General features: G+C 71.5%; 21 protein-coding genes. 16 read left to right on the top strand and 5 right to left on the bottom strand.

Annotated elements, in window-relative coordinates; translation table 11 throughout:
* Window position 1 precedes the first annotated feature (1 nt).
* Window positions 2-805 (top strand): UDP-2,3-diacylglucosamine diphosphatase, encoded by an 804-nt coding sequence (locus JJI54_RS07845; protein ID WP_203072416.1) that lies wholly within the window; start codon window positions 2-4, stop codon window positions 803-805.
* Between the two features lie 29 nt (window positions 806-834).
* A complete protein-coding gene (locus JJI54_RS07850) occupies window positions 835-1,905 on the top strand; it encodes a glycosyltransferase family 4 protein (protein ID WP_203072910.1) in 1,071 nt (356 codons plus the stop codon).
* 33 nt (window positions 1,906-1,938) lie between these two features.
* Here JJI54_RS07850 and JJI54_RS07855 read toward each other — a convergent pair whose 3' ends face one another.
* A complete protein-coding gene (locus tag JJI54_RS07855) occupies window positions 1,939-2,589 on the bottom strand; it encodes a hypothetical protein (RefSeq protein ID WP_203072417.1) in 651 nt (216 codons plus the stop codon).
* Window positions 2,590-2,736: 147 nt separating this feature from the next.
* Here JJI54_RS07855 and JJI54_RS07860 point away from each other — a divergent pair, with 147 nt between their 5' ends.
* The 11 genes from JJI54_RS07860 to JJI54_RS07910 all read left to right on the top strand — a co-directional run bounded on the left by JJI54_RS07860 (window position 2,737) and on the right by JJI54_RS07910 (window position 13,849).
* On the top strand, window positions 2,737-3,435 hold the full coding sequence (locus JJI54_RS07860; RefSeq protein WP_203072418.1) for a lysophospholipid acyltransferase family protein: 699 nt from the start codon (window positions 2,737-2,739) through the stop codon (window positions 3,433-3,435).
* 22 nt (window positions 3,436-3,457) lie between these two features.
* On the top strand, window positions 3,458-4,825 hold the full coding sequence (locus JJI54_RS07865; RefSeq protein WP_203072419.1) for a 3-deoxy-D-manno-octulosonic acid transferase: 1,368 nt from the start codon (window positions 3,458-3,460) through the stop codon (window positions 4,823-4,825).
* 45 nt (window positions 4,826-4,870) lie between these two features.
* A complete protein-coding gene (gene lpxK, locus JJI54_RS07870) occupies window positions 4,871-5,857 on the top strand; it encodes a tetraacyldisaccharide 4'-kinase (RefSeq protein ID WP_203072420.1) in 987 nt (328 codons plus the stop codon).
* Between the two features lie 128 nt (window positions 5,858-5,985).
* Entirely contained in the window at window positions 5,986-7,023 is a 1,038-nt protein-coding gene (locus tag JJI54_RS07875; RefSeq protein ID WP_203072421.1) for an aromatic ring-hydroxylating oxygenase subunit alpha, read from the top strand.
* Window positions 7,024-7,037: 14 nt separating this feature from the next.
* Window positions 7,038-8,060 (top strand): ABC transporter substrate-binding protein, encoded by a 1,023-nt coding sequence (locus JJI54_RS07880; protein ID WP_203072422.1) that lies wholly within the window; start codon window positions 7,038-7,040, stop codon window positions 8,058-8,060.
* A 66-nt stretch (window positions 8,061-8,126) separates the two neighbouring features.
* The gene (locus JJI54_RS07885) at window positions 8,127-8,699 is read left to right on the top strand and encodes a TetR/AcrR family transcriptional regulator (RefSeq protein ID WP_203072423.1); all 573 of its coding nucleotides are present in this window, start codon (window positions 8,127-8,129) and stop codon (window positions 8,697-8,699) included.
* Window positions 8,696-9,736: an efflux RND transporter periplasmic adaptor subunit gene (locus JJI54_RS07890; RefSeq protein ID WP_203072424.1), complete on the top strand. Its 1,041-nt coding sequence runs from the start codon at window positions 8,696-8,698 to the stop codon at window positions 9,734-9,736. The genes JJI54_RS07885 and JJI54_RS07890 overlap by 4 nt, the downstream gene beginning before the upstream one ends.
* The gene (gene devC / locus JJI54_RS07895) at window positions 9,733-10,995 is read left to right on the top strand and encodes an ABC transporter permease DevC (RefSeq protein WP_318987463.1); all 1,263 of its coding nucleotides are present in this window, start codon (window positions 9,733-9,735) and stop codon (window positions 10,993-10,995) included. Before JJI54_RS07890 ends, devC begins: the two co-directional genes overlap by 4 nt.
* On the top strand, window positions 10,995-11,705 hold the full coding sequence (locus JJI54_RS07900) for an ATP-binding cassette domain-containing protein (protein ID WP_203072425.1): 711 nt from the start codon (window positions 10,995-10,997) through the stop codon (window positions 11,703-11,705). Before devC ends, JJI54_RS07900 begins: the two co-directional genes overlap by 1 nt.
* A 1-nt stretch (window position 11,706) precedes the next feature.
* Window positions 11,707-12,762 carry a maleylacetate reductase gene (locus tag JJI54_RS07905; RefSeq protein ID WP_203072426.1) on the top strand — a complete coding sequence of 352 codons (1,056 nt, stop codon included), beginning with the start codon at window positions 11,707-11,709 and terminating at the stop codon, window positions 12,760-12,762.
* 61 nt (window positions 12,763-12,823) lie between these two features.
* Complete coding sequence (locus tag JJI54_RS07910) at window positions 12,824-13,849, top strand: amino acid ABC transporter substrate-binding protein (RefSeq protein WP_203072427.1); 1,026 nt, start codon at window positions 12,824-12,826, stop codon at window positions 13,847-13,849.
* A gap of 41 nt (window positions 13,850-13,890) precedes the next feature.
* On the opposite strand, the gene JJI54_RS07915 is transcribed toward JJI54_RS07910, so the two are convergent.
* Window positions 13,891-14,535, bottom strand: coding sequence for a response regulator (locus JJI54_RS07915; RefSeq protein WP_404817613.1), 645 nt, complete (start codon window positions 14,533-14,535; stop codon window positions 13,891-13,893).
* 137 nt (window positions 14,536-14,672) lie between these two features.
* Here JJI54_RS07915 and JJI54_RS07920 point away from each other — a divergent pair, with 137 nt between their 5' ends.
* The 3 genes from JJI54_RS07920 (at window position 14,673) to JJI54_RS07930 (ending at window position 17,636) form a co-directional block, all read left to right on the top strand.
* Window positions 14,673-15,404, top strand: coding sequence for a HugZ family pyridoxamine 5'-phosphate oxidase (locus JJI54_RS07920; RefSeq protein ID WP_203072429.1), 732 nt, complete (start codon window positions 14,673-14,675; stop codon window positions 15,402-15,404).
* A gap of 156 nt (window positions 15,405-15,560) precedes the next feature.
* Entirely contained in the window at window positions 15,561-17,156 is a 1,596-nt protein-coding gene (locus JJI54_RS07925; RefSeq protein WP_203072430.1) for a phosphoenolpyruvate carboxykinase, read from the top strand.
* 75 nt (window positions 17,157-17,231) lie between these two features.
* Window positions 17,232-17,636 carry a DUF2237 family protein gene (locus JJI54_RS07930; RefSeq protein WP_203072431.1) on the top strand — a complete coding sequence of 135 codons (405 nt, stop codon included), beginning with the start codon at window positions 17,232-17,234 and terminating at the stop codon, window positions 17,634-17,636.
* 261 nt (window positions 17,637-17,897) lie between these two features.
* Here the strand turns inward: JJI54_RS07930 and JJI54_RS07935 are convergent, their stop codons facing one another.
* The 3 genes from JJI54_RS07935 to JJI54_RS07945 are packed head-to-tail and all read right to left on the bottom strand — an operon-like array spanning window position 17,898 to window position 22,172.
* Window positions 17,898-19,094, bottom strand: a complete 1,197-nt coding sequence (locus tag JJI54_RS07935) for an MFS transporter (RefSeq protein WP_203072432.1) — start codon at window positions 19,092-19,094, stop codon at window positions 17,898-17,900.
* Window positions 19,091-21,988 (bottom strand): DNA polymerase I, encoded by a 2,898-nt coding sequence (polA, locus tag JJI54_RS07940; RefSeq protein WP_203072433.1) that lies wholly within the window; start codon window positions 21,986-21,988, stop codon window positions 19,091-19,093. The genes JJI54_RS07935 and polA overlap by 4 nt, the downstream gene beginning before the upstream one ends.
* Window positions 21,948-22,172: a zinc-finger domain-containing protein gene (locus tag JJI54_RS07945; protein WP_203072434.1), complete on the bottom strand. Its 225-nt coding sequence runs from the start codon at window positions 22,170-22,172 to the stop codon at window positions 21,948-21,950. The genes polA and JJI54_RS07945 overlap by 41 nt, the downstream gene beginning before the upstream one ends.
* Between the last annotated feature and the right edge of the window lie 68 nt (window positions 22,173-22,240).

Genomic DNA, 22,240 nt, shown 5'->3' on the forward strand with positions numbered 1-22,240 from the left:
CATGAACGGAACCGAGGCGAAACGGCGATACCGCACGGTGTTCCTCTCGGACCTCCACCTCGGCACCCGCGGCTGCCGCGCGGATTTCGTGGCGCAGTTCCTGCGTTCCGTGGAATGCGAGAGGCTCTACCTCGTCGGCGACATCGTCGATGGCTGGCGGCTGCGCAAATCCTGGTACTGGGACGCGGAGCATGACGAGGTGATCCGCCTGGTGCTGCGCATGGCGCGGGCGGGGACGGAAGTCACCTACATCCCCGGCAACCATGACGAGATGTTCCGCGCCTGGCTCGGCCTGGAATTCGCGGGCATCAAGCTGGCGAAGGAAGCGGTGCACCGCACGGCGGATGGGCGGCGGCTGCTGGTGATCCATGGCGACGAATTCGACAGCGTGGTGCGCTACGCCAAGTTCATCGCGCATCTGGGCGACTGGGCCTATGACGCCGCGCTGGCGGCGAATCGCTGGTTCAACGCGGCGCGCCGGCGCTTCGGCTATCCCTACTGGTCGCTGTCGCAATGGCTGAAGCGCCAGGTGAAGGGCGCGGTCGCCGCGATCGACCGCTTCGAGGTGGCGCTGGCGCAGGAAGCGCGGCGGCGCGGGCTGGATGGCGTGGTCTGCGGCCATATCCACCATGCCGAGATGCGGGAGGTGCAGGGCGTCCTCTACATGAACGATGGCGACTGGGTGGAGAGCTGCACCGCGCTGGTCGAGCATGCGGATGGGCGGTTCGAGCTGGTGGACTGGGCGCGGGAGAACCGGCTGAGCTTCTTCCGGGGCGAGGCGCCGCCGGTGCCCCAGGCCGCCTGACGGCCTTGGGCAGCGATCAGGGCTGGGGCATGGGGGCGCTGGTGACGCCCGGCAGCCCGGGGCTGGCGCCAGCGGGGGTGGGGGAGCCGCGCCGCATCCTCATCGTCTCCGACGCCTGGGTGCCGCAGGTGAATGGTGTGGTGCGCACGCTGCAGGCGGTGGTGGCGGCGCTGCGCGCGGCGGGCGATGTCGTGGAGGTGATCGGGCCGGACCGCTTCGTCACCGTGCCGATGCCGGGCTATGCGGAGATCAGGCTCGCAGTCGCGCCGCGGCGGCGGCTGGCGCGGCTGGTGGAGGCCTTCGGGCCGGAGGCGCTGCACATCGCCACGGAGGGCCCGCTGGGCTGGGCGATGCGGGCGCTGTGCCGGAAGCGCGGCTGGCGCTTCACCTCCTCCTTCCACACCAAATTCCCGGACTATGTCCATGCGCGCACGCGCATCCCGAAGGCCTGGTCCTGGGCGCTGATGCGGCATTTCCATGGCCCTTCCTCCGGCACGCTCTGCGCCACGGCGTCGCTGGCGGCGGAGCTGCGCGGGCGGGGTTTTGCCCATGTCGTGCCGTGGTCGCGCGGCGTGGACCTGCGGAAGTTCAATCGGGATGCGGGGGCGGAGCCCGAGGCCTGGGAGGGTCTGCCACGGCCGATCTTCCTCGTCGCCGGGCGCGTGGCGGTGGAGAAGAACCTGGAGGCGTTCCTCTCGCTCGACCTGCCCGGCAGCAAGGTGGTGGTGGGGGATGGGCCGCAGCGCGCGGCGCTGGCGCGGCGCTTCCCGGATGCGCATTTCGCGGGTTGGCGGGAGAATGGGCGGCTGGCGCGGTCCTATGCCGCGGCGGATGTCTTCGTCTTCCCCTCCCGCACCGACACCTTCGGCCTGGTGCTGCTGGAGGCGCTGGCGAGCGGCACGCCGGTCGCGGCCTATCCGGTGACGGGGCCGCTGGACGTGATCGGGGATGCGCCGGTGGGGGCGCTGGACGAGGATCTGCGCAGCGCCTGCCTGCGCGCGCTGGGGGCGGACCGGGCGGCCTGCCGGGCGCATGCGGCGCGGTTCAGCTGGGAGGCCTGCGCGCAGCGGTTCCGGGACAGCCTGGTGCCGAGGGAGTGAGGGGGGGGCGTCAGGGGCGGGAGCGCCCAGGCATCACGCGCCCTCGCCGCCGCCGTCGCGCGCGGTCGATGCCGCCCCGGTGGATGGGGGCTGCAACCGGCCGGCAACGGTCGCGACCGTGCTTCCCATCACGAAGATCGCCCCGAAGGCCAGCAGGTAGTCGATCGTCAGCGTCGCGCCGGATGCGGCAACCCGGCGGCACACCTCGAAGATGATGATCGCCCAGAGGATCGAGAGCAGGTTGCCGATCGTGTAGGCGTAGAAGCGCGCGAGGATGTCGTTCTGGCCATCGCCGTCGGGCTTCGTCGCCGCTTGCGGCGCGGGAATATCGGCCGCTTGCGGCGCGGGAATATCGGCCGCTTGCGGCGCGGGGGCGGCGGACTTCGCGGCCTCGGGCGGCTTGAGCCATTCGGCGAAGGCCTTGAACACCACGACGGCGGTGATGAGGCCGAGCCCGTTGATGAAGAGGGCGTAGAGATAGACCTGGCGCTCCAGGAACCCGATGGTCCGGCCGAAGCGTGGCTGGCTGAGCAGCAGGTTCTCCGTCAGTGCCGTGTCGATGGTCAGCGCCCTGATGCTGAAGCGGTACCCGACCTTGAAGATCGGGAGCACGGTTATGGCCAAGTTGACCAGCGTTGCTGCCACGTAAAGGCCTAGGTCGATCATCGGAATGAGGTTCGGCATGGCTGGCGCTCCTGCGGCCCGGCGGGCCATCGGGCAGGCAGGTATTGTTCCGTTGTCGCACCTACAAGCGCGTCCGGGGGGGTAATTTCACGCCGCCGGGCGGCATGCTACCGATGCCGCGATGACGTCCCACCGCCCCCGACCCCTGTGCGCCGGCTGATCCGGCATCCCGCCACCCAGGCGGTGCTGGCGCGGCTGGTGGGGCTGTACCTGGCGCTGGTGGTGCGGACCTCCCGCTGGGAACTGGTGGGCGCGGGGCCGGCGCTGGCGCGGATCGCGGCGGGGCAGCCGCTGATCCTGGCCTTCTGGCATGAAAGGCTGCCGATGATCCCGCCGCTGCGGGCGCTGGCCGGGGCGGCGGAGCCCGCGGCGCTGCGCGTCACGCCGCGCGTGCTGGTCAGCCAGCACCGGGATGGCCGCTTCATCGGGGATGCCGTGCGGCGCTTCGGCGTGGAGATGATCTACGGGTCCTCCCGCCGCGGTGGCGCCATGGCGCTGGCGGGGCTGCTGCGGGCGCTGCGGGGGGGCGACCCCATCCTGATCACGCCGGACGGGCCGCGCGGGCCCCGGCGCCGCGCCGCGCCGGGGGTGGCGCAACTGGCCGCGCTGTCCGGCGCCGCGGTGGTGCCGCTGGGGGCGGCGTCCTCCGCGCATCGGCGCCTCGGCTCCTGGGACCGGATGATGTTCCCGCTGCCCTTCGGCCGCGGCGTGCTGGCCTGCGGGCCGCTGATCGACGTGCCGCGGGATGGCGCCGCGGCGGCGCTGCCGATGATCGAGGCGGCGATGGACGCCGCCTGCGCCGCGGCGGATGCGGCCTGCGGCGTGCCGGCGGAGGCGCCGCGGTGAGTCTCGTGCCGGAGGCGCGGCGATGAGTCTCGCGGGGCTGGGCTGGGCGCTCGGGGCGCGGCTGGTGGCGCCGCTGCTCGCGCTGCATGTCCGGCGCCGGGTGCGCATCGGCAAGGAGATCGCCGGGCGCATCGGCGAAAGGCAGGGCGGCGGCGCGGCGCGGCCGCCGGGGCGGCTGTTCTGGCTGCATGCGGCGAGCGTGGGGGAGACCATCTCCGCCCTGCCGGTGCTGGAGGCGATGGCCGCGCGCGACGCCGGGCTGCGCTTCCTGGTCACGACGGGGACGGTGACGGGGGCGGAGATGCTGGGCCGCCGCCTGGCGCCGGGGCTCGCGGCGCGGGTCGATCATCGGTTCATGCCGCTCGACGTGCCGGGCTGGGTGGCGCGGTTCCTGGCGGGGTGGCGGCCGGATGCGGCGGCCTTCGTGGAAAGCGAGCTGTGGCCCAACCTGCTGGCGGCGGCGCGCGGGCGGGGCCTGCCCATGGCCCTGGTGAACGGGCGGATGAGCAGCCGGTCCTTTGCCCGCTGGCGCCGCGCGCCCGCTTTGGCCGGGGAGGCGCTGGGCAGCTTCCGCCTGGTGCTGGCGCGGTCGGAGGGCGATCGCCGCCGGCTGGCGACGCTGGGGGCGGCCGGGGCGCTGTGCTGGGGGGACTTGAAGGCGGCGGCGCCGCCGCTGCCGGTGGATGCGGCGGCGCTGGCGCGGCTGCGGGCGGCGGTCGGCGGGCGGCCGGTCTTCCTCGCCGCCTCCACCCATCCGGGGGAGGAGGCGCTGGCCGTCGCCGCCCACCGGGCGCTGGTGCCGCGCTTCCCGGACCTGCTGACCGTGCTGGTGCCGCGGCACCCGGAGCGGGGGGAGGGCGTGGCGGCGGAGGCGGAAGCCGTGCTGCCCGGCGCGGTGGCGCGGCGGACGGCGGGCGGGGCGCCCGGCCCGGGCGTCTCGGTCTATGTGGCGGATACGCTGGGGGAACTCGGCCTGTTCTACCGGGTGGCGCAGGTGGCGCTGATCGGCGGCAGCCTGGTGCCGCATGGCGGGCAGAACCCGCTGGAGGCCGCGCGGCTCGGCTGCCCCATCCTGCTCGGGCCGCATACCGGCAATTTCGAGGAGGCGGTGGACCGGCTGCTGGCGGCGGGTGGCGCGCTGCGCGTGCCGCTCGGCACCCCCCCGGGGGGGGCGCTGGCGGATGCGGTGGCGGGCGTGCTATCGGATGAGGCCCGGGCGCAGGCGCTGACGAAAGCCGCCTCCGGGATTGCCGATGCGCATGCCGGGCTGCCGGGCCGGGTGGCGGAGGCGCTTCTTGATCTGCTGCCCCCTGGCCAGGGCAGCGGATCGGGCGTTCTGGTAGGAACGGGCCCGGGCGGGCGGGATGCGCCCCAGGGTCCCATCGCGTAGCGCCCGCAAGGGCACCAACAAGGGTTCGAGGAACGGTTCGGCACGATGCGAGCACCCGCCTTCTGGGCGGGCGGCGGTGGCGTGATGCCCCTGCTGCTCGCCCCCTTCTCCGCGCTCTACGCGCAGGCCACGGCGCGCCGCATGGCGCGGCCGGGCTGGCAGGCGCCGGTGCCCGTGATCTGCTGCGGCAATGCGACCGCGGGCGGCGCGGGCAAGACCACGGTGGCGCTGGATATCGGGCGGCGGCTGGCGGATCGCGGCGTCGCCGCGCATTTCCTGCTGCGGGGCTATGGCGGCACCACCAAGGGGCCGCTGCTGGTGGACCCCGCGACCCATGACAGCACGCTGGTGGGGGATGAGGCGCTGCTGCTGGCCGATGTGCGGCCGACCTGGGTTTCCGCCGACCGCGCCGCCGGTGCGAAGGCCGCGATCGAGGGCAATGCCCGCGCCATCGTGATGGATGACGGGCTGCAGAACCCCGGCCTGGCCAAGGACCTGTCGCTGCTGATCATCGATGGCGGCTTCGGCTTCGGCAATGGCCAGATCATCCCGGCCGGGCCGCTGCGCGAACCCGTCGCCGCCGCCGCCGCGCGCTGCCAGGCCGCCGTGCTGATCGGGGAGGATGAGACGGGCGCGCTGGCGCAGCTGCCGCCGGGCATGCGCGTGCTGCGCGCCAGGCTGGCGGCGGGGCCGGAGGCGGCGATGCTGCGCGGCCAGCCCGTCTTCGCCTTCTGCGGCATCGCCAACCCGCGCAAGTTCTTCGCGACCCTGCAGGAATCCGGCGCCGTGCTGGCGGGGCGGGAGGCCTTCGGCGACCACTACCAGTACGATGCCGGGGAGATCCAGGACCTGCTGGCCCAGGCGGAGGCCGCGCGCGCCCTGCTGGTGACCACCAAGAAGGACTTCGTGCGCATCCCGCCGCAGTTCCGCAGCCGCGTCACGGTGGTGACGGTGACGCTGCGCTGGGAGGAATCGGCGGAGATCGAGAGCCTGCTGGACCCGCTGGCGCAGCGCGTGCCCATTCCGGCCTGATTGCCGCATCCGGCGGCACCCTGCCTCGCCGCCCTGGCGGCGGGCGGGGCAGGGGCCGCCGAATCGCCGCCCGCGGGCTGGCGCGCCGCTTGCATCCCACCCGTCCCACCGAAGGACGGAGACAGCGGATGAAAGTCGGGGACGCGCCGGTATTCCGGAAGTTCTGGTACGTGGCCATGCCCGTCGCGAAGCTGAAGGCGGGCCCGCAGCCCTTCAGCCTGTTCGGCGAGGACATGGTGATCTGGCAGGCGGCGGATGGCACCGTCTCCGCGCTGCGCGACGAATGCTGCCACCGCGCGGCCAAGCTCTCGCTCGGCGAGATCATCGGCGATTCGATCCGCTGCCCCTATCACGGCTGGGCCTTCGGCGCGGATGGCCACTGCACCAGCATCCCGCAGCGCCCGGGCCTGACGCCGGAGATCGCGGCGCGGGCCTTCGTGAAGAAGTACCGCGTGCAAATCCGCTACGACTATGTCTGGGTCGCGGTGGAGGAGCCGCTGATGGACATCCCCCACCTGCCGGAATTCGGCGCCGCGGGGTTCCGCTTCATCGACTGCTTCCACGAGGAATGGGACATGTCGCTGTTCCGCCTCGCCGACAATTTCTTCGACCTCGCCCATGTCGCCTTCGTGCATCGCGACACGCAGGGCGACATCAAGAACCCCGTGCCGCCCTCCGAGGATGTGGAGGAGACGGAGTTCGGCATCATCAGCCGGTCCATCGTGCCGGTCGCCAACCGCCAGGTCGGGCAGGACTACACGGGCATCAAGGAGACGACGACGGTGCGCGACCGCACCGCCACCTGGTGGGCGCCCTGCACGCGCAAGCTGCACATCAAGTTCCCGAACGGGGTGCAGCACATCATCTTCACCGCCGGCACGCCGCTGGCCGACAAGAAGATCATCTTCACGCAGTTCTGCATCAGGAACGACACCGAGGAACAGGTCCCCGCCGCCGCCGCCATCGCGCATGACCGCAAGGTGACGCTGGAGGACAAGTTCATCCTGGAATCCACGCGCGCCGACGTCCCCATCATGCCGTGGGAGACGCCGGAAGCCGGCATGCCCGCCGACAAGGCGAACAACATGGCGCGCAAGAAGCTGCGCGAGATCGTCGAGCGCTACAGCGACCCCGTCGCCGCTGCCGTCCCCTCCAAGGCCGCCTGAAGGAGATGCCCCGCATGATCACGCGTCGTTCCACGCTGGTGGCCGGCCTCGGCGCCGGCCTGTCGCTGCCCGCGCTCCACGCCCGCGCGCAGATGCGCAGCACGCGCTTCACGCTGGACTGGGCCTTCTCCGGCGCCTCCGCCTTCGCCATCGCGGCGCATCGCCTGGGCTATTTCCGGGACGAGGGGATCGATGCCCGCGTCTCCCGCGGCTTCGGCTCGGGCCGCGTGCCGGTGGACATCGCCGGCGGCGCCTATGACATCGGCTTCGGCGACTTCTCCTCCATGGCGCGCTTCGCGGCGGAGAACCCGGCGATCGGCCTGGTCTGCGTGATGATGACCTTCGACGGGCTGCCGCTGGTCTGCGTCTCCCGCGCCGGCGGGCCGATCCGGGAGCCGAAGGACCTGGAGGGCAAGCGGCTGGCGGCGCCGGAAGGCGATGCGGGGCGGCAGATCTTCCCGGTCTTCGCGGAAGCGGCGGGCTTCGACGCGGCCAAGGTCAACTGGATCAGCGTCTCGCCCGAATTGCGGGAGCCGATGCTGGTGCGCGGCCAGGCGGATGCCATCACGGGCTTCGTCAGCTCCGCCGTCATCAGCCTGGAAGGGCTCGGCGTCACGCGCGCGCAGCAGAACATCATGCGCTACCGCGACTATGGCGTGCCGCTCTATTCCAACGGCGTCATCACCACGCGGCGCTACGCCGAAGCCAACCCGGACATCGTGCGCGGCATCGTGCGCGGCATCAGCCGCGGCGTGCAGCTGATGGTGCGCGACCCCGCCGCGGCGGCCGCCACGGTGAAGGAGGCGGAGCCGCTGGTGGACCTGCCGCTGGAGACGCGGCGGACGCAGATCGTGGTGGATGAGATGATCATGACCGACCATGTGAAGGCCAATGGCCTGTCGGCCGTGGTGCCGGCGCGGCTGGAGGCCGGGATCGGCATCCTGGAGAAGGTCTATCGCTTCCCCCGCCGCCCCTCCGGCGCCGAACTCTACACGGACGCCTATCTGCCGGCCCGGGCGGACCGCGCCGTGGCCTGACAGGCCGCTGTACCGGCTGGACGGTTGGGGGCTTGACGAACCGTCCGGCCGGTATAGTTAGGGGGCATGGATGATCCCCCCGTGACGACCCTGCCCGCCCCCGATGCGCGCACGCGCATCCTCGATGCGGCGGAGGCCATCGTGCAGGCCCGCGGCGTGCCGGCGCTGACGCTGGAGGCGGCGGCGCGCGATGCCGGCGTCTCCAAGGGCGGGCTGCTCTACCACTTCGCCTCCAAGGAAGCGCTGCTGGCCGGCATGCTGGGCCGGCTGGCGGAGGCGATCTCCCGCGATTTCGACCTGGTGGTGGCGGCGCAGCCGGCGGTGCGCGGCCGCGTCGCGCGCGCCCTGCTGGCCTGGGCCTTCGAGGAGATGGCCTGCGAGCACCAGGAACGCGCGGCGGCGGTCTTCCTGGCGGCCTTCCACCATGACCGCGCGCTGCTCGACCCCGTCCGCGCCGTCTTCGAACGCATCCGCGCGGCGATGGCCGGGGATGGGCTGGCGCCGGGCGTGGGCATCGCCATCATGACGGCGACGGACGGGTTGTTCATGTCCCGCGTCTTCGGGCTCTACAGCCTGGAGCCCGAGGATCTCCGCGCCCTTCGGGGGGCGCTGGAAGCGATGGTGGAGACTGCGCCATGACGCGCCGGGTGAAGCTGCTGCTGGGCGGCGTTGTGGTGGTGGCGGCGGCGGCGGGGGCCTTCCAGGCGATGCAGCCCGGCACGGCGCCGGCGCCGGTGGTGGCGACGGCCGCGGCGGCGGGCCCTGTCGGCGTCGGCGCGCTGGGGCGGGTGGAGCCGGCCTCGCGCATCCGCCGCCTGGCCCCCGGCAATGCCCAGGAAGGGGCGCGGATCGACCGGCTGCTGGTGGCGGAGGGCGATGTCGTCGCCGCCGGCCAGGTGGTGGCGGAATTCCATGACGCGGCGCTGAAGGATGCGGCGCTGGCGCAGGCGGAGGCGCAGCTGGCGCAGTCCCGCGCCAGGCTGGAGCGCACCCGCGCCGCCGGTCGCCCTTCGGAGATCGCCGCGCAGCGCGCGCGGATCGAGGCGCTGACCAGCGCCGAGGCCTCCGCCCGCCGGGACGCGGAGCGGGCGGAGCGGCTGGAGCGCACCGGCGCGGGGGCGGAGGCGACGGCGGAACGCGCCCGCTTCGCCGCCAACCGCGCCCGCGCCGAACGGGCGGAGGCGCAGGCGGCGCTGGAGACGCTGCTGAGCCCGCGGCCGGAGGACCTGGCGCTGGCGGAGGCGGAATACGCCGCGGCCGAGGCGGCGGTGGTGCGCGCGCGGGCAGAGGCCGCCATGGCCCGGCTGCGCGCGCCCATCGCGGGCACGGTGCTGCGCGTGATCGCCCGCGCGGGCGAACGCGTGCCGACCGATGGCGTGCTGGAGATGGCGGATCTCTCCGCCATCGACGTCGTGGCCGATGTCTTCGAGACGGACATGCCGCGGCTGCGCCCCGGCGCGCCGGCGGAGATCGCGGTGCCCGGCGAGGCGCGGCGCTTCGCCGCCACGGTGCGCGAGATCGGCTGGCAGGTGCGGCGCACGACGCAGGCGGGGACGGACCCGGTGGCGGCGGTGGATGCGCGGACGGTGGAGGTGCGGCTCGCGCTCGGCCCCGATGGCGTGGCGGCGCTGGCGCGGCGGTCCAACATGCAGGTGCAGGTGGCGATCAGGCCGTGAACGACCAGCCACCCCCCTTGCTGCCCTGGGCGCCGGAACTCGCGACGCCCACGGGCGGCGGCCCCGCCGCCGCGCCGCGCCGCGCGCCCGGCTTCGTGGCCGCGTCGCTGCTGGCGCTGCGCCTCGCCTGGCGGCAGCTGCGCAGCGAGAAGGCGCGCCTGGCTTCCGCCATCGCGGGCGTGATGTTCGCCTGCGTGCTGGTCTTCATGCAGCTGGGCTTCCGCGCGGCGCTGTTCGACAGCGCGACGGCGCTGATCGGCGCCATGCGGGGCGACCTGTTCCTGATGCACCCGATGACGCTGGCGAGCTTCAAGCCGGAGCCGCTGCCGCGCGGCCGTGCCTACCAGGTGCTGGCGGTGCCGGAGGTGGAGCGCGCCGTGCCGGTCTATCTGGCGCAGGCGACCTGGCGGAATCCGGAGAACGGCACGCGGCGCGCGATCCAGCTGATCGGCGTCGATACCGATGCGGGGGTGCTGGATTTCCCCGGCCTGGCGCCGCTGGTGGAGCAGCTGAAGCGGGCGGACACCGTCGCCTTCGATGTGCGGTCGCGTCCGGAATTCGGTGCCGTGGCGCGGCTGCTGGCGGAACGCGGGCCCTTTCCCGTCGAGGTCGGCAACCGGCAGGTGGATGTGGTGGGCCTGATCGAGATCGGGCCGAGCTTCGGCGCGGATGGCAACATCGTGCTGTCCGACGTGAATTTCCGCCGCGTGGTGAAGGAAAGGCTGGTGTCCGCCATCGACCTGGTCGCCATCAAGCTGCGCCCGGGTTCCGACGTGCTGGCCGTGCAGCGGCAGCTGAGGGAAATCCTGCCGGCGGATGCGATGGTGCTGACGCAGGCGGAGCTCAACGCGCATGAGCGGCGGTACTGGGAGGAGGCGACGCCGATCGGCTTCATCTTCGCCTTCGGCAGCCTGATGGGCCTCGTGGTCGGGATGGTGATCGTCTACCAGATCCTGTTCAGCGACATTGCCGGCCACCTCAAGGAATATGCGACGCTGAAGGCGATGGGGTATTCGAACTGGTATCTCGGCCGCGTGGTGCTGGGGGCGTCGCTGATCCTGGCCGTCGCAGGCTTCATCCCGGGCTTTCTCCTTTCCACCTTCCTCTATGACGTGGTCGGCGCCAGCACCTTCCTGCCGCTGGCGATGGATGCGTCCCGCGCGACATCGGTGTTCCTGATGATCTTCACCATGTGCGCGGTGGCCGGGCTGCTGGCGATGCGCAAGCTGCGGGATGCCAACCCCGCGGACATGTTCTGATGGAGACGCTGCGTTCCCCCATCCCCGTCGATCTGCGCGGGCTGAACTACGCCTATGGCGAGGGCGAGTTGCGCCGCCTGGTGCTGCGGGATGTGTCGCTGGCGGTGCAGCCCGGGGAGATCGTGCTGCTGACCGGCCCTTCGGGCAGCGGCAAGACCACGCTGCTGACGCTGATCGGCGCGCTGCGGTCCATGCAGGAAGGCAGCGCGCAGGTGCTGGGCGAGGAATTGCGCGGCGCGAACGAGGCCGCGCGCGTGCGGCTGCGCCGGCGCATCGGCTTCATCTTCCAGAACCACAATCTGCTGGGCTTCCTGACGGCGCGGCAGAACGTGGCCATGGCGCTGGAACAGGATGGCGGGCAGTCCGAATCCGCGCGGCTGAAGCGGGCGGCGGAATTGCTGGGCGCCGTCGGGCTGGCGGACCATGTGGACAAGCTGCCCTCCCAGCTTTCCGGCGGGCAGCGGCAGCGCGTTTCCGTGGCGCGGGCGCTCGCCGCCGACCCTGGCCTGGTGCTGGCGGACGAGCCCACCGCCGCACTCGACAAGGCGAGCGGGCAGGAGGTGGTGAAGCTGCTGCGCAACCTCGCCAAGTCGCGTGGCGTGCCGATCCTGCTGGTCACGCATGACCCGCGCATCCTCGACATCGCCGACCGGATCGTGGCGATGGAGGATGGGCGCATCGTCGATACGGCCAAGGAAAAGGCGGGCTGAGATGCAGCATTTCGTGTGGAACGCCGCGCCGGGGCGCGTGGTCTTCGGCGCCGGGTCGCTGGGATCGCTGGCGGAGGAGGTGGCGCGGCTCGGCGCCCGGCGCGCGGTGGTGCTGGTGACGCCGACGCAGGCGCGGCGCGGGGCGGCGATCCTGGCCTCGCTCGGCGATCGCGGCGCGGGGGTGATCGCGCGGGCGGCCATGCACACGCCGGTGGAGGTGACGGAGGCCGCGCTGGCGGAGCTGCGCGCGATGGAGGGCGATTGCCTGGTGGCGATGGGCGGCGGGTCCGCCATCGGCCTCGGCAAGGCCTTGGCGCTGCGCACGGGGCTGCCGCAGATCGCGGTGCCGACGACCTATGCGGGGTCGGAGATGACGATGCTGCTCGGCCAGACGGAGGGCGCGCTGAAGCGCACCATCCGCGATGCCGCCGTGCTGCCGGAAGTCGTGGTCTATGACGTCGATCTCACGCTGTCGATGCCGCCGGCGCTGACCGCGACATCGGGGCTGAACGCGATGGCGCATGCGGTGGAGGCGCTCTACGCCGCCGACGCCAATCCCGTGACGTCGCTGATGGCGGAGGAATCGCTGCGGCTGCTGGCGGGCGCGCTGCCGCGCTGCGTGGCGGGGGATGCCACGGCAAGGTCCGATGCGCTGCAGGGCGCCTTCCTGGCCGGGGTGTGCCTGGGTGCCGTCAGCATCGCGTTGCACCACAAGATCTGCCATGTGCTCGGCGGCAGCTTCGGCCTGCCGCATGCGGAGACGCATGCGGTGATGCTGCCGCATGCCACGGGCTTCAATGCGCCGGCGGCGCCGGAGGCGATGGCGCGGGTGGCGCGCGCGATCGGGGCGGAGGATGCGGCGCGGGGGCTCTGGGACCTGGCGGCGCGGATCGGCGCGCCGATGAGCCTGGCGGCGCTGGGGCTGCGCGAGTCCGACCTGGACCGCGCGGCGGCGATCGCGGTGGCGAGCCCCTATCCCAATCCGCGCCCGCTGACGGAAGAAGCGATCCGCGCGCTGCTGGGCGATGCCTTCGCCGGGCGCCCGCCATCACGATAGGTGATTGACGCCTGTATCCGGGGGCGAGACGATCCCTGTACTGCAAACAGGGAGAACAATCATGTCATGGTTCCGGGGCCTCGCGGCCGCGGCCCTTGCCGCTTGCGCCGCCATCGCCGTGCCCGCCCAGGCGGGGCCCATCCTCGATGCCGTGCGCGCGCGGGGGCAGCTGGTCTGCGGCATCCATACCGGCGTCGCCGGCTTCGCGCTGCCGGACAGCCGGGGCACCTGGCAGGGCATGGATGTGGATCTCTGCCGCGGGCTCGCGGTCGCGATCTTCAACGATGCCAGCAAGGTGCGCTTCGTCGCGCTCTCCTCCTCCACCCGCTTCACGGCGCTGGGGTCGGGGGAGATCGACGTGCTGTTCCGCACCTCGACGCAGACCATGCTGCGCGACACCACGCTCGGCCTGCGCCATGCCGTCACCTATTTCTATGACGGGCACGGCTTCATGGTGCGCAACACGCTGGGCGTCTCCAAGGTCGCGGACCTCAACGGCGCGACGATCTGCCTGATCCAGGGCACGACGAACGAGCAGGTGACGGCCGACTACTTCCGCAGCATCAACGTGCCCTTCCGCCCGGTGGTGTTCGAGCGCACGGACCAGGCTTCCGAGGCGCTGCAGGCGGGGCGCTGCGATGCCTTCGGGACGGATGCCTCGCAGCTCGCGGGCGTGCGCTCCTCCATGCCGCGGCCGGCGGATTGGACCATCCTGCCGGAGCGCTTCAGCAAGGAGCCCTATGGCGCCTATCTGCGCCGTGGCGACGAGGAATGGTTCGACCTGGCGCGCTGGTACACCTACGCCATCATCGAGGCGGAGGAGCAGGGCATCACGCGGGCGAATGCGGAGGAGCAGCGGCGGACCAGCACGAACCCGAATACGCGCCGCCTGCTGGGCGTGACGCCGGAACTCGGCCAGTCCCTCAAGATCGATCCCGCCTGGGCCTACAATGTCGTGCGCGCGATCGGGAATTACGGGGAGCTGTATGACCGGCATTTCGGGCCGCAGACGCCGGTGAACCTGCCGCGCGGGCCGAACAACCTCTGGACCAATGGCGGGCTCGTTTACGCGCTGCCGCTGCGGTGAGACGTGCGCCCTCTCCCCCGATGGGGGAGAGGGCCTTGGCATCAGGCTTCCTTGTAGCGGTAGCCGAGGCCGTAGAGGGTCTCGATCATCGAGAAGTCCGGGTCCACGGCGCGGAACTTCTTGCGCACGCGCTTGACGTGGCTGTCGATGGTGCGGTCGTCCACATAGATGTTCTCGCCATAGGCGCCGTCGATCAGCTGGTCGCGATTCTTCACCATGCCGGGGCGCACGGCCAGCGCCTTCACCAGCAGGAATTCCGTGACGGTCAGCTGCACCTGCGCGCCCTTCCAGAGGCAGGTGTGCTTCGTCTCGTCCAGCACCAGGTCGCCGCGGGCGATGATGCCGCCGGCGGGGGTGCCGCTGCCCTCCGCGCGCCCGGCCTCGTTCCGGCGCAGCAGGGCGCGGATGCGTTCCAGCAGCAGGCGCTGGCTGAAGGGCTTGGTGATGTAGTCGTCGGCGCCGAGGCGCAGCCCCATCAGCTCGTCCAGCTCGTCATCCTTGCTGGTCAGGAAGATCACCGGCATGGCGCTGCGCTGGCGCAGCCGCTGCAGCAGCTCCATCCCATCCATGCGCGGCATCTTGATGTCGAGCACGGCGAGATCGACGGGCCGCGCCATCAGCCCCTGCAGGGCGCTTTCCCCATCCGTGTAGGTCCGGACGGTGAAACCCTCCTGCTCCAGCGTCATGGAGACGCTGGTCAGGATGTTGCGGTCGTCGTCCACCAGGGCGATGGTGTGCGGCACGGGTCAGGCTCCTCGGGCGCGGCAGTTGCGCGATGGGGGGATTGTGGCGGCCAATTGTGGCAAAGGCGGGTCAGGCTGCGATGGGGACGGAGAACTTCGGCTTCGAGGCCAGGAAACTGGTGCGCGCGGCGGCTTCCGCCACCCTGGCGACGGTGACGGAAGGCCAGCCCTTCGCGGCGCTGGCCACGCCGGCCGCCACGCCGGACCTGTCCATCCTGATGCTGCTGTCGTCGCTGTCGGAGCATACGCGGCACCTGCGGCAGGAAGGCCGCTGCGCGCTGATCTATGTGGGCACGCCCGAATCGGCCAACCCCCAGACGGCGCCGCGCGTGACGCTGACCGGGATGGCGGAGCCGGTGCCGGAGGCGGAGGTCGGGCCGCTGAAGGCGCGCTGGCTGGCGCGCCACCCCTATGCCGCGCTCTACGCCGATTTCGGCGATTTCGCCCTGTGGCGCCTGCGGCCGCAGGCGGCGCTGCTGGTGGGCGGCTTCGCCCGCGCCACGCGCCTGAAGCGTGCGGACCTGCTGCCGGACCCGGCGGCGGTGGCGGCGCTGGAATCGGCGGAGGCCGAGATCATCGGCCATGTGAATGCCGACCACGCCGATGCCCTGGCCGCGATGGCGGAGGGGCTGCACGGCCAGGCGCCCGGCCAGGCCTGGCGGATGAGTGCGGTGGACGGCGATGGCTGCGACCTGGCGGCTGGCGAGATCGTGATCCGCCATGCCTGGGCGGCGCCGGTTGCGGATGCGGAGGGGGTGCGGGCCGGGCTGATCAAGGCGGCGCGAGCGGGGCGGGCCGCGCTGTCTTCGTAAGGTTGAATACCGTAAACAGAAGGTGCAACAAGTAACCGGGCTGTTATCTTGATTATGGCAGCTTACCCGCCCTAATCTTGCCGCGCTCAGCGCCGAAAACGACGCCCGCGACGATGGCCGTGCCACTCAGGCGGCCACCCCCTCTGGAGGTTCCTGATGACGTCCACCGCAACCGCCCTCTCCGGGACCGGCGTCGCCGGCTCGGCGGCCGTCCATGCCAACCTGACCGCTGCGGGGCTCTACGCCCATGCGCTGCGCCGGGGCGAGGGGCGGCTTTCGGCGGATGGCGCCTTCATGGCGATCACCGGCCAGCACACCGGCCGCTCCGTCCAGGACAAGTTCGTCGTGGACGACCCGGAAGTGCATGACGCGATCTGGTGGGGCAAGATCAACCAGCCCCTGCCGCCCGCGAAGTTCGCCGGCTTCAGCGCCAAGGTGCGCGAATGGCTCGGCGCGCGCGAGGAACTCTTCACCCAGGACCTCTTCGCCGGCGCCGATACCGGCCACCGCATCAAGGTGCGCCTGGTGACGACGAATGCGTGGCATGCCCTGTTCGCCCGCAACATGTTCATCCGCCCGACGGCGGAGGAGCTGAAGACCTTCGAGCCCGACTTCTTCATCCTGCACGCCCCGGAATACGAGGCGAACCCGGCCGAGGATGGCTGCCGCACCTCGACCCTGATCGCGCTGTCCTTCGCCAAGCGCACCATCTGCATCGCGGGCACGAGCTATGCCGGCGAGATCAAGAAGTCGATCTTCACCGTCATGAACTGGCTGCTGCCCGAGCGTGGCGTGCTGCCGATGCACTGCTCCGCCAACCTCGGCAAGGGTGGCGACACCGCGCTGTTCTTCGGCCTGTCGGGCACGGGCAAGACGACGCTCAGCAGCGACCCCGAGCGCAGCCTGATCGGCGATGACGAGCATGGCTGGTCGGATACCGGCGTCTTCAACTTCGAAGGTGGCTGCTACGCCAAGGTCATCAAGCTGTCGAAGGAAGCCGAGCCGCAGATCTGGGACGCCAGCCACCGCTTCGGCGCGGTGCTGGAGAACGTCCATGGCGATGAGCACGGCGTCCTCGACCTCGACGACAACCGCTACACAGAGAATACGCGGTCCTGCTACCCGATCGAGTTCATCCCGAACATCGTGACGGGCGGCCAGGCGGGCAAGCCGAAGAACGTGGTGATGCTGACGGCCGACGCCTTCGGCGTGCTGCCGCCGATCGCCAAGCTCTCCGCCGCGCAGGCCATGTACCACTTCATGTCCGGCTACACCGCGCGCGTCGCGGGCACCGAGAAGGGCCTGGGCAAGGAGCCGCAGGCGACCTTCTCCACCTGCTTCGGCGCGCCCTTCCTGCCGCGCCACCCCGAGGTCTATGGCCGCATGCTGGCGGAGCGCATCGCCAAGGACGGCGCCGATGTGTGGCTGGTGAACACCGGCTGGACCGGCGGCGCCTATGGCACGGGCAAGCGGATGAGCATCCAGCACACCCGCGCCCTGCTGCGCGCGGCGCTGGACGGCTCGCTCGCCAAGGTCGAGTTCGTGCGTGACCCCTTCTTCGGCCTGATGATCCCGAAGGCGGTGCCGGGCATCCCCGACAACGTGCTGAACCCGCGCGACAGCTGGGCCGACAAGGCCGCCTACGACAAGCAGGCGAAGCACCTCGTCTCCCTGTTCGAGAAGAATTTTTCGACGTTTGCCGATGCGGTAGGGGACGACGTGAAGGAGGCGGCGATCAAGGCCGCGGCGTAAGCCTTTCCGGGCTGGACCATCCAGGGCGTGTCCCCATCATGGGGGCGCGCCCTTTTTCATGTCCGGACCCCTGCCATGCCCCTCGACGAGACCACGCCCCGCCGGCAGCCCCAGCGCCCGGAACCCGCGCGCAACGTGCTCGGCGGCACGCTGCTGCCCTGCTCCGTCGCACCGCTGACGGGCTTCCTCCGCGATGGCTGCTGCAACACCGGGCCGCAGGATCTGGGCCTTCACGTCGTCTGCGCCGAGGTGACCGAGGATTTTCTCCGGTTCAGCGCCTCGCGCGGCAACGACCTCTCCACGCCGCGGCCGGAATACGGCTTCGCCGGGCTGAAGCCCGGGGATCGCTGGTGCCTCTGCGCGGCGCGATGGGAGGAAGCGCGCCTGGCCGGCATGGCGCCGCCCGTGCTGCTGGAAGCGACGCATGAAGCCGCCCTCGGCGTCATCCGCCGCGATGACCTGCTGGCGCATGGGGTGTAGCGAGGCGCAGTGGCGCTCGTTGCCGCAGAGAGGGGCCGCCGGCCCCTCTCCGCACCTCTCCCCGCCAGGGGCCAGCGGGCCCCTGGACCCCAGGCTTTGCATCGGATGGTGAGGGGAGGGGCACGGCGCGAGCGCTTGCCCTACGCTTCCTCCATGCCCCTCCCCTCACCATCCGATTGAAGGGGGATCAAAGGGGCCGCTGCCCCTTTGCGGGAAAGGGGTACGGGGAAGGGGCAGAGCCTCTTCCCCGGGCCACCGGCACTACCGCGCCCGTAACCCCTGCACCGCCGCGGCGATGGCCGTTGCCGCCATGAAGGCGGCGCCGAGCAGGAAGACGGCGTTCGGATGGCCGCTATCCATCAGCCAGGCGAAGAGGATGGGCGCGACGACGCCGCCGATGTTGAAGCCGGTGGAGACGACGCCGAAGACGGCGCCGGCCTGGCCGGGGGGCGCGGCGGCGCGGACCATCATGTCCCGCGACGGCATGCAGAGGCCCGTCAGGATGCCGGAGGCGCCCATCATCACCGGGATCAGCAGCGCCGGGACGGTGGCGAGGCCGAGGGTCGCGGTGATGACGGCGCCGGCGCCGAAGCCCGCCGCGGCGACCAGGCCATGGCGCTTCGAACGGTCCGCGATCCAGCCGCCGAGCAGCACGCCGAGCGCCGAGCCCACGAGGAAGAAGGTCAGCGCGGTGGAGGCGAGGGTGAGGGAGAGGCCGTTGCCCGTGACCAGCGCCGCGACGACGAAGCCGTTCACGCCGCCGATGGACAGCGCGATGAGGATGAAGAAGCCCGTCAGCCCGATGACGGCGGGGCTGAGCACGCGGGTCGGCTGCCCGGCCTCGGGCTTCACGCGGCGGACGGGCTGGTCCGCCGGGCAGGCCGTCCAGACGAAGAGGGCAACGCCGAGGCCGATGAGCCCCGCGGCCGCGACGGCGCCCTGCACGCCGAAGGCGGCGGCGAGCCCGATCATCATGGTCGGCGCGATGGCGCCGCCGAGGTAGCCCGCGAAGGTGTGCAGCGAGAAGGCGCGGCCCATGCGCGCGCCGCCGATGCCGCCATTGAGGATGGCGTAGTCCGCGGGGTGGTAGACGGCGTTGGCGAGCCCGGCCATGGCCGCGGCCGCGACCAGGAAGGCGTAGCTGCCGGTCAGGCCGAAGAGGGTGAAGGCGCAGCCGCCCAGCACCAGCCCCGCCGTCAGCACGCGGCGCGGGCCGAGGCGATCGACCATGAAGCCGACCGGCGCCTGGGTGAAGGCGGAGACCAGGCTGAAGATGGTCATGGCGAGCCCGAGTTCGACGAAGGTGACGTCGAGCCTCTCCCGCAGCAGCGGGAAGAGGGGCGGGAAGACCATGATGTGCAAATGGCTGACGGCGTGGGCGACGCCGATGGCCGTCAGCGTGCGGCGTTCGGTGGAGGTCCAGGCGGTGGCGGGGATGTGGTCCGCGGTGGTGCTCAATGCGCTTCCGCCCAGGATTGGCCGTGGCCGACCTCCACGGCGAGGGGAACGGCCAGGTCGGCGACGCTTTCCATGATCTGGCGGACGAGGGCGCCGGTGGCCTCGATCTCGCCCTCCGGCACCTCGAACACCAGTTCGTCGTGGACCTGGAGGAGCATGCGGGCGGAGAGGTTGGCATCCCGCAGCGCGCGGGGCAGGCGGACCATGGCGCGCTTGATGACCTCCGCGGCACCGCCCTGGAAGGGGGCGTTGATGGCGGCGCGTTCGGCGCCGCCGCGGCGGACGGGGTCCTTGCTGGCGATGTCGGCGATCCAGAGCTTCCGGCCGAAGGGGGTGAGCACGTAGCCGGTGGTGCGCGCATCCTCCTTCAGCTTTTCCATGCAGTTCCGGATCCCCGGGTATTGCGCGAAATAGGCATCGATGATGCCGCGGGCCTCCCCGGGGCCGATGCCGAGCCGCGCGGCCAGGCCGAAGGCGGACATGCCGTAGATGATGCCGAAATTGATGGTCTTGGCGCGGCGGCGGGCTTCCTTGTCCACCTTGTCGGGGGGGATGCGGAAGATGTCGGAGGCTGTGCGGGAATGGATGTCCTGCCCCGTCGCGAAGGCTTCCTTCAGCGCGGGCACGTCGGCGACATGGGCCAGGATGCGAAGCTCGATCTGGCTGTAGTCGGCGGCCATCAGCACATGGCCGGGGTCGGCCACGAAGGCGCGGCGGATGCGCTGCCCTTCCTCCGTCCGGACCGGGATGTTCTGCAGGTTCGGCTCGGTGGAGGAGAGGCGGCCGGTCGAAGTGACCGCCATCGCGAAGTCGGTGTGGACGCGGCTGTTGCCGTCGAGGCGCTGGGCCAGCGCGTCCACATAGGTCGATTTCAGCTTCTGGATCTGGCGCCAGTCCAGCACGCGCCGCGCGAGGGGCACCTGCTGCTGGGCCAACTCCTCCAGCACGCTCGCATCCGTGCCCCAGGCGCCGGTGAGCTTGCTGCGCTTGCCGCCGGGCAGCTTCATCTCGTCGAAGAGGATTTCGCCGAGCTGCTTGGGCGAGCCGACATTGAAGGGGCGGCCGGCGAGTTCGTGGATCTGCTTCTCGTAGAGGGCCAGCTTCTCCGCGAAATCCTCCCCGATGCGGGCGAGTTCGCCGGCATCGATGCGGATGCCGGCCAGCTCCATGTCCCGCAGCACGCCGACCATGCGGCGCTCCACCTGTTCATAGAGCGTCAGCGCGCGGGCGGAGCGGAGTTCCGGCTTGAAGAGATGCCAGAGGCGGAGCGTGACGTCCGCATCCTCCGCCGCATAGGCCGTCGCCTTGTCGAGCGCCACACGAGCAAAACTGATGCGGTTGCGGCCGGTGCCGGTGACGCTGTCGAAGGTGATCGGCGTGTGGCCGAGATGTTTCGTGGACAGCTCATCCATGCCATGGCCATGCGCGCCGGCGCGCAGCGCGTAGGACATCAGCATGGTGTCGTCGATCGGCGCGACGGCGATGGCACCGTTGCTGTCGCGGCACAGCACTTCGAGGTCGTACTTCGCGTTGTGCAGCACCTTCAGCACGCTGGGGTCCTGCAGCAGCGGCTTGAGCTCCGCCATCGCCGTGTCGTGGTCGATCTGCTCGGGCGTGCCGGAGCCCATCAAATCGCCGCTGCCCTCATGCCGCAGCGGCACGTAGCAGGCGCGGCCGGGGGCGACGGCGATGGAGAGGCCCACGAGTTGCGCCTTCAGCGCATCGAGGCTGTCGGTTTCGGTGTCGAAGCCCATGACGCCCGCGGCGCGGGCCTCCGCGATCCAGGACCGCAGCGCCTCGACGGTGGTGACCGTCTCATAGGGGCCGAAGGGCGCGGCGCCGGGCTGCGGGGTCGGCTCCGGCGCGCTGGCATCCGGCGCGCGGGGGGCGCTGCGGACGACGGCATTGGCCTCGCCCAGGCCAAGGCGGGCCAGCAGGCTGCGGAAGCCGTTGTCGCGCAGGAATTTCTCGAGAACGGCCGGGGAGGGCGGGCGGACCTCCATCTTCTCGATGGGGCAGGGCAGGGGCGCATCCGCATCCAGCATCACCAGGCGGCGGCTGATGCGGGCCTTCTCCGCGTTCTGCTCAAGCGCTTCCCGCCGCTTCGGCTGCTTGATCTTCGCCGTATTGGCGAGGAGGTTCTCCAGGTCGCCATACTCGGTGATGAGCTGGGCCGCGGTCTTGATGCCGATGCCGGGCACGCCGGGCACATTGTCCGTGCTGTCGCCGGCCAGCGCTTGTACCTCCACCACCTTGTCGGGGGTGACGCCGAACTTCTCGAAGACCTCGGGCTCCCGGATCGGCTTCTGCTTGATCGGGTCCAGCATCTCCACGCCCGGCCGGACCAGCTGCATCAAATCCTTGTCGGAGGAGACGATGGCGACGCTGCCGCCCTCCGCCACGAAGGCCTTGGCATAGGCGGCGATGAGGTCATCGGCCTCGAAGCCCTGCAGCTCCGCCTGGCAGACGCCGAGCGCTTCCGTCGCCTCCCGGATCAGGGCGAACTGGGGGACCAGTTCGGGGGGCGGTTCGGGGCGGTGGGCCTTGTAGTCGGGGTAGAAATCGTTGCGGAAGGTGGTGCGGTTGCTGTCGAAGACGACGGCGATGTGGGTCGCGGAGTTGCGGGCGAGGAACTGGGACAGCATCTGGGTGAAGCCGAAGACGGCGTTCACATGCGTGCCGTCCGGCCGAGTCATCGGCGGCAGGGCGTGATAGGCGCGGAAGATGTAGCCCGACCCATCGACCAGGATCAGGCGCTTCTGGCCCGGCGCCACGGGCGCCACGGGATCGGACGCCACCGGGGCGACCGGGTCCGCGGCCTTTGCCGCCGTTTCCTCCCCTGCCACGACCGGCTCAGTGCCCGTGGTCGTCGCCGGCGCCCTCGGCCAGGACATGGGTGCGGGAGCAGTAGGGGCAGGTGACCTGCTTCTCCTCGATGCGGAGATAGACCAGCGGGTGGCCGAGATTGCCGCCGCCGCCATCGCAGCCGACGACGCGGCTGTGGACGATGATGGTGTCCTCCGGCGTCACCCCCGGCAGGGCGATCGGGGCATAGCCGGTCATTCGCTGGTCGCGCATGGCGGTCCTCTAGGCTGGTGGGCGGAAGATAGGCCCTGGGGGGCGGATCGGCCAGCCCGGCGCGCATG

The organism is Falsiroseomonas ponticola (assembly GCF_016805305.1).
Classification (GTDB): domain Bacteria; phylum Pseudomonadota; class Alphaproteobacteria; order Acetobacterales; family Acetobacteraceae; genus Falsiroseomonas; species Falsiroseomonas ponticola.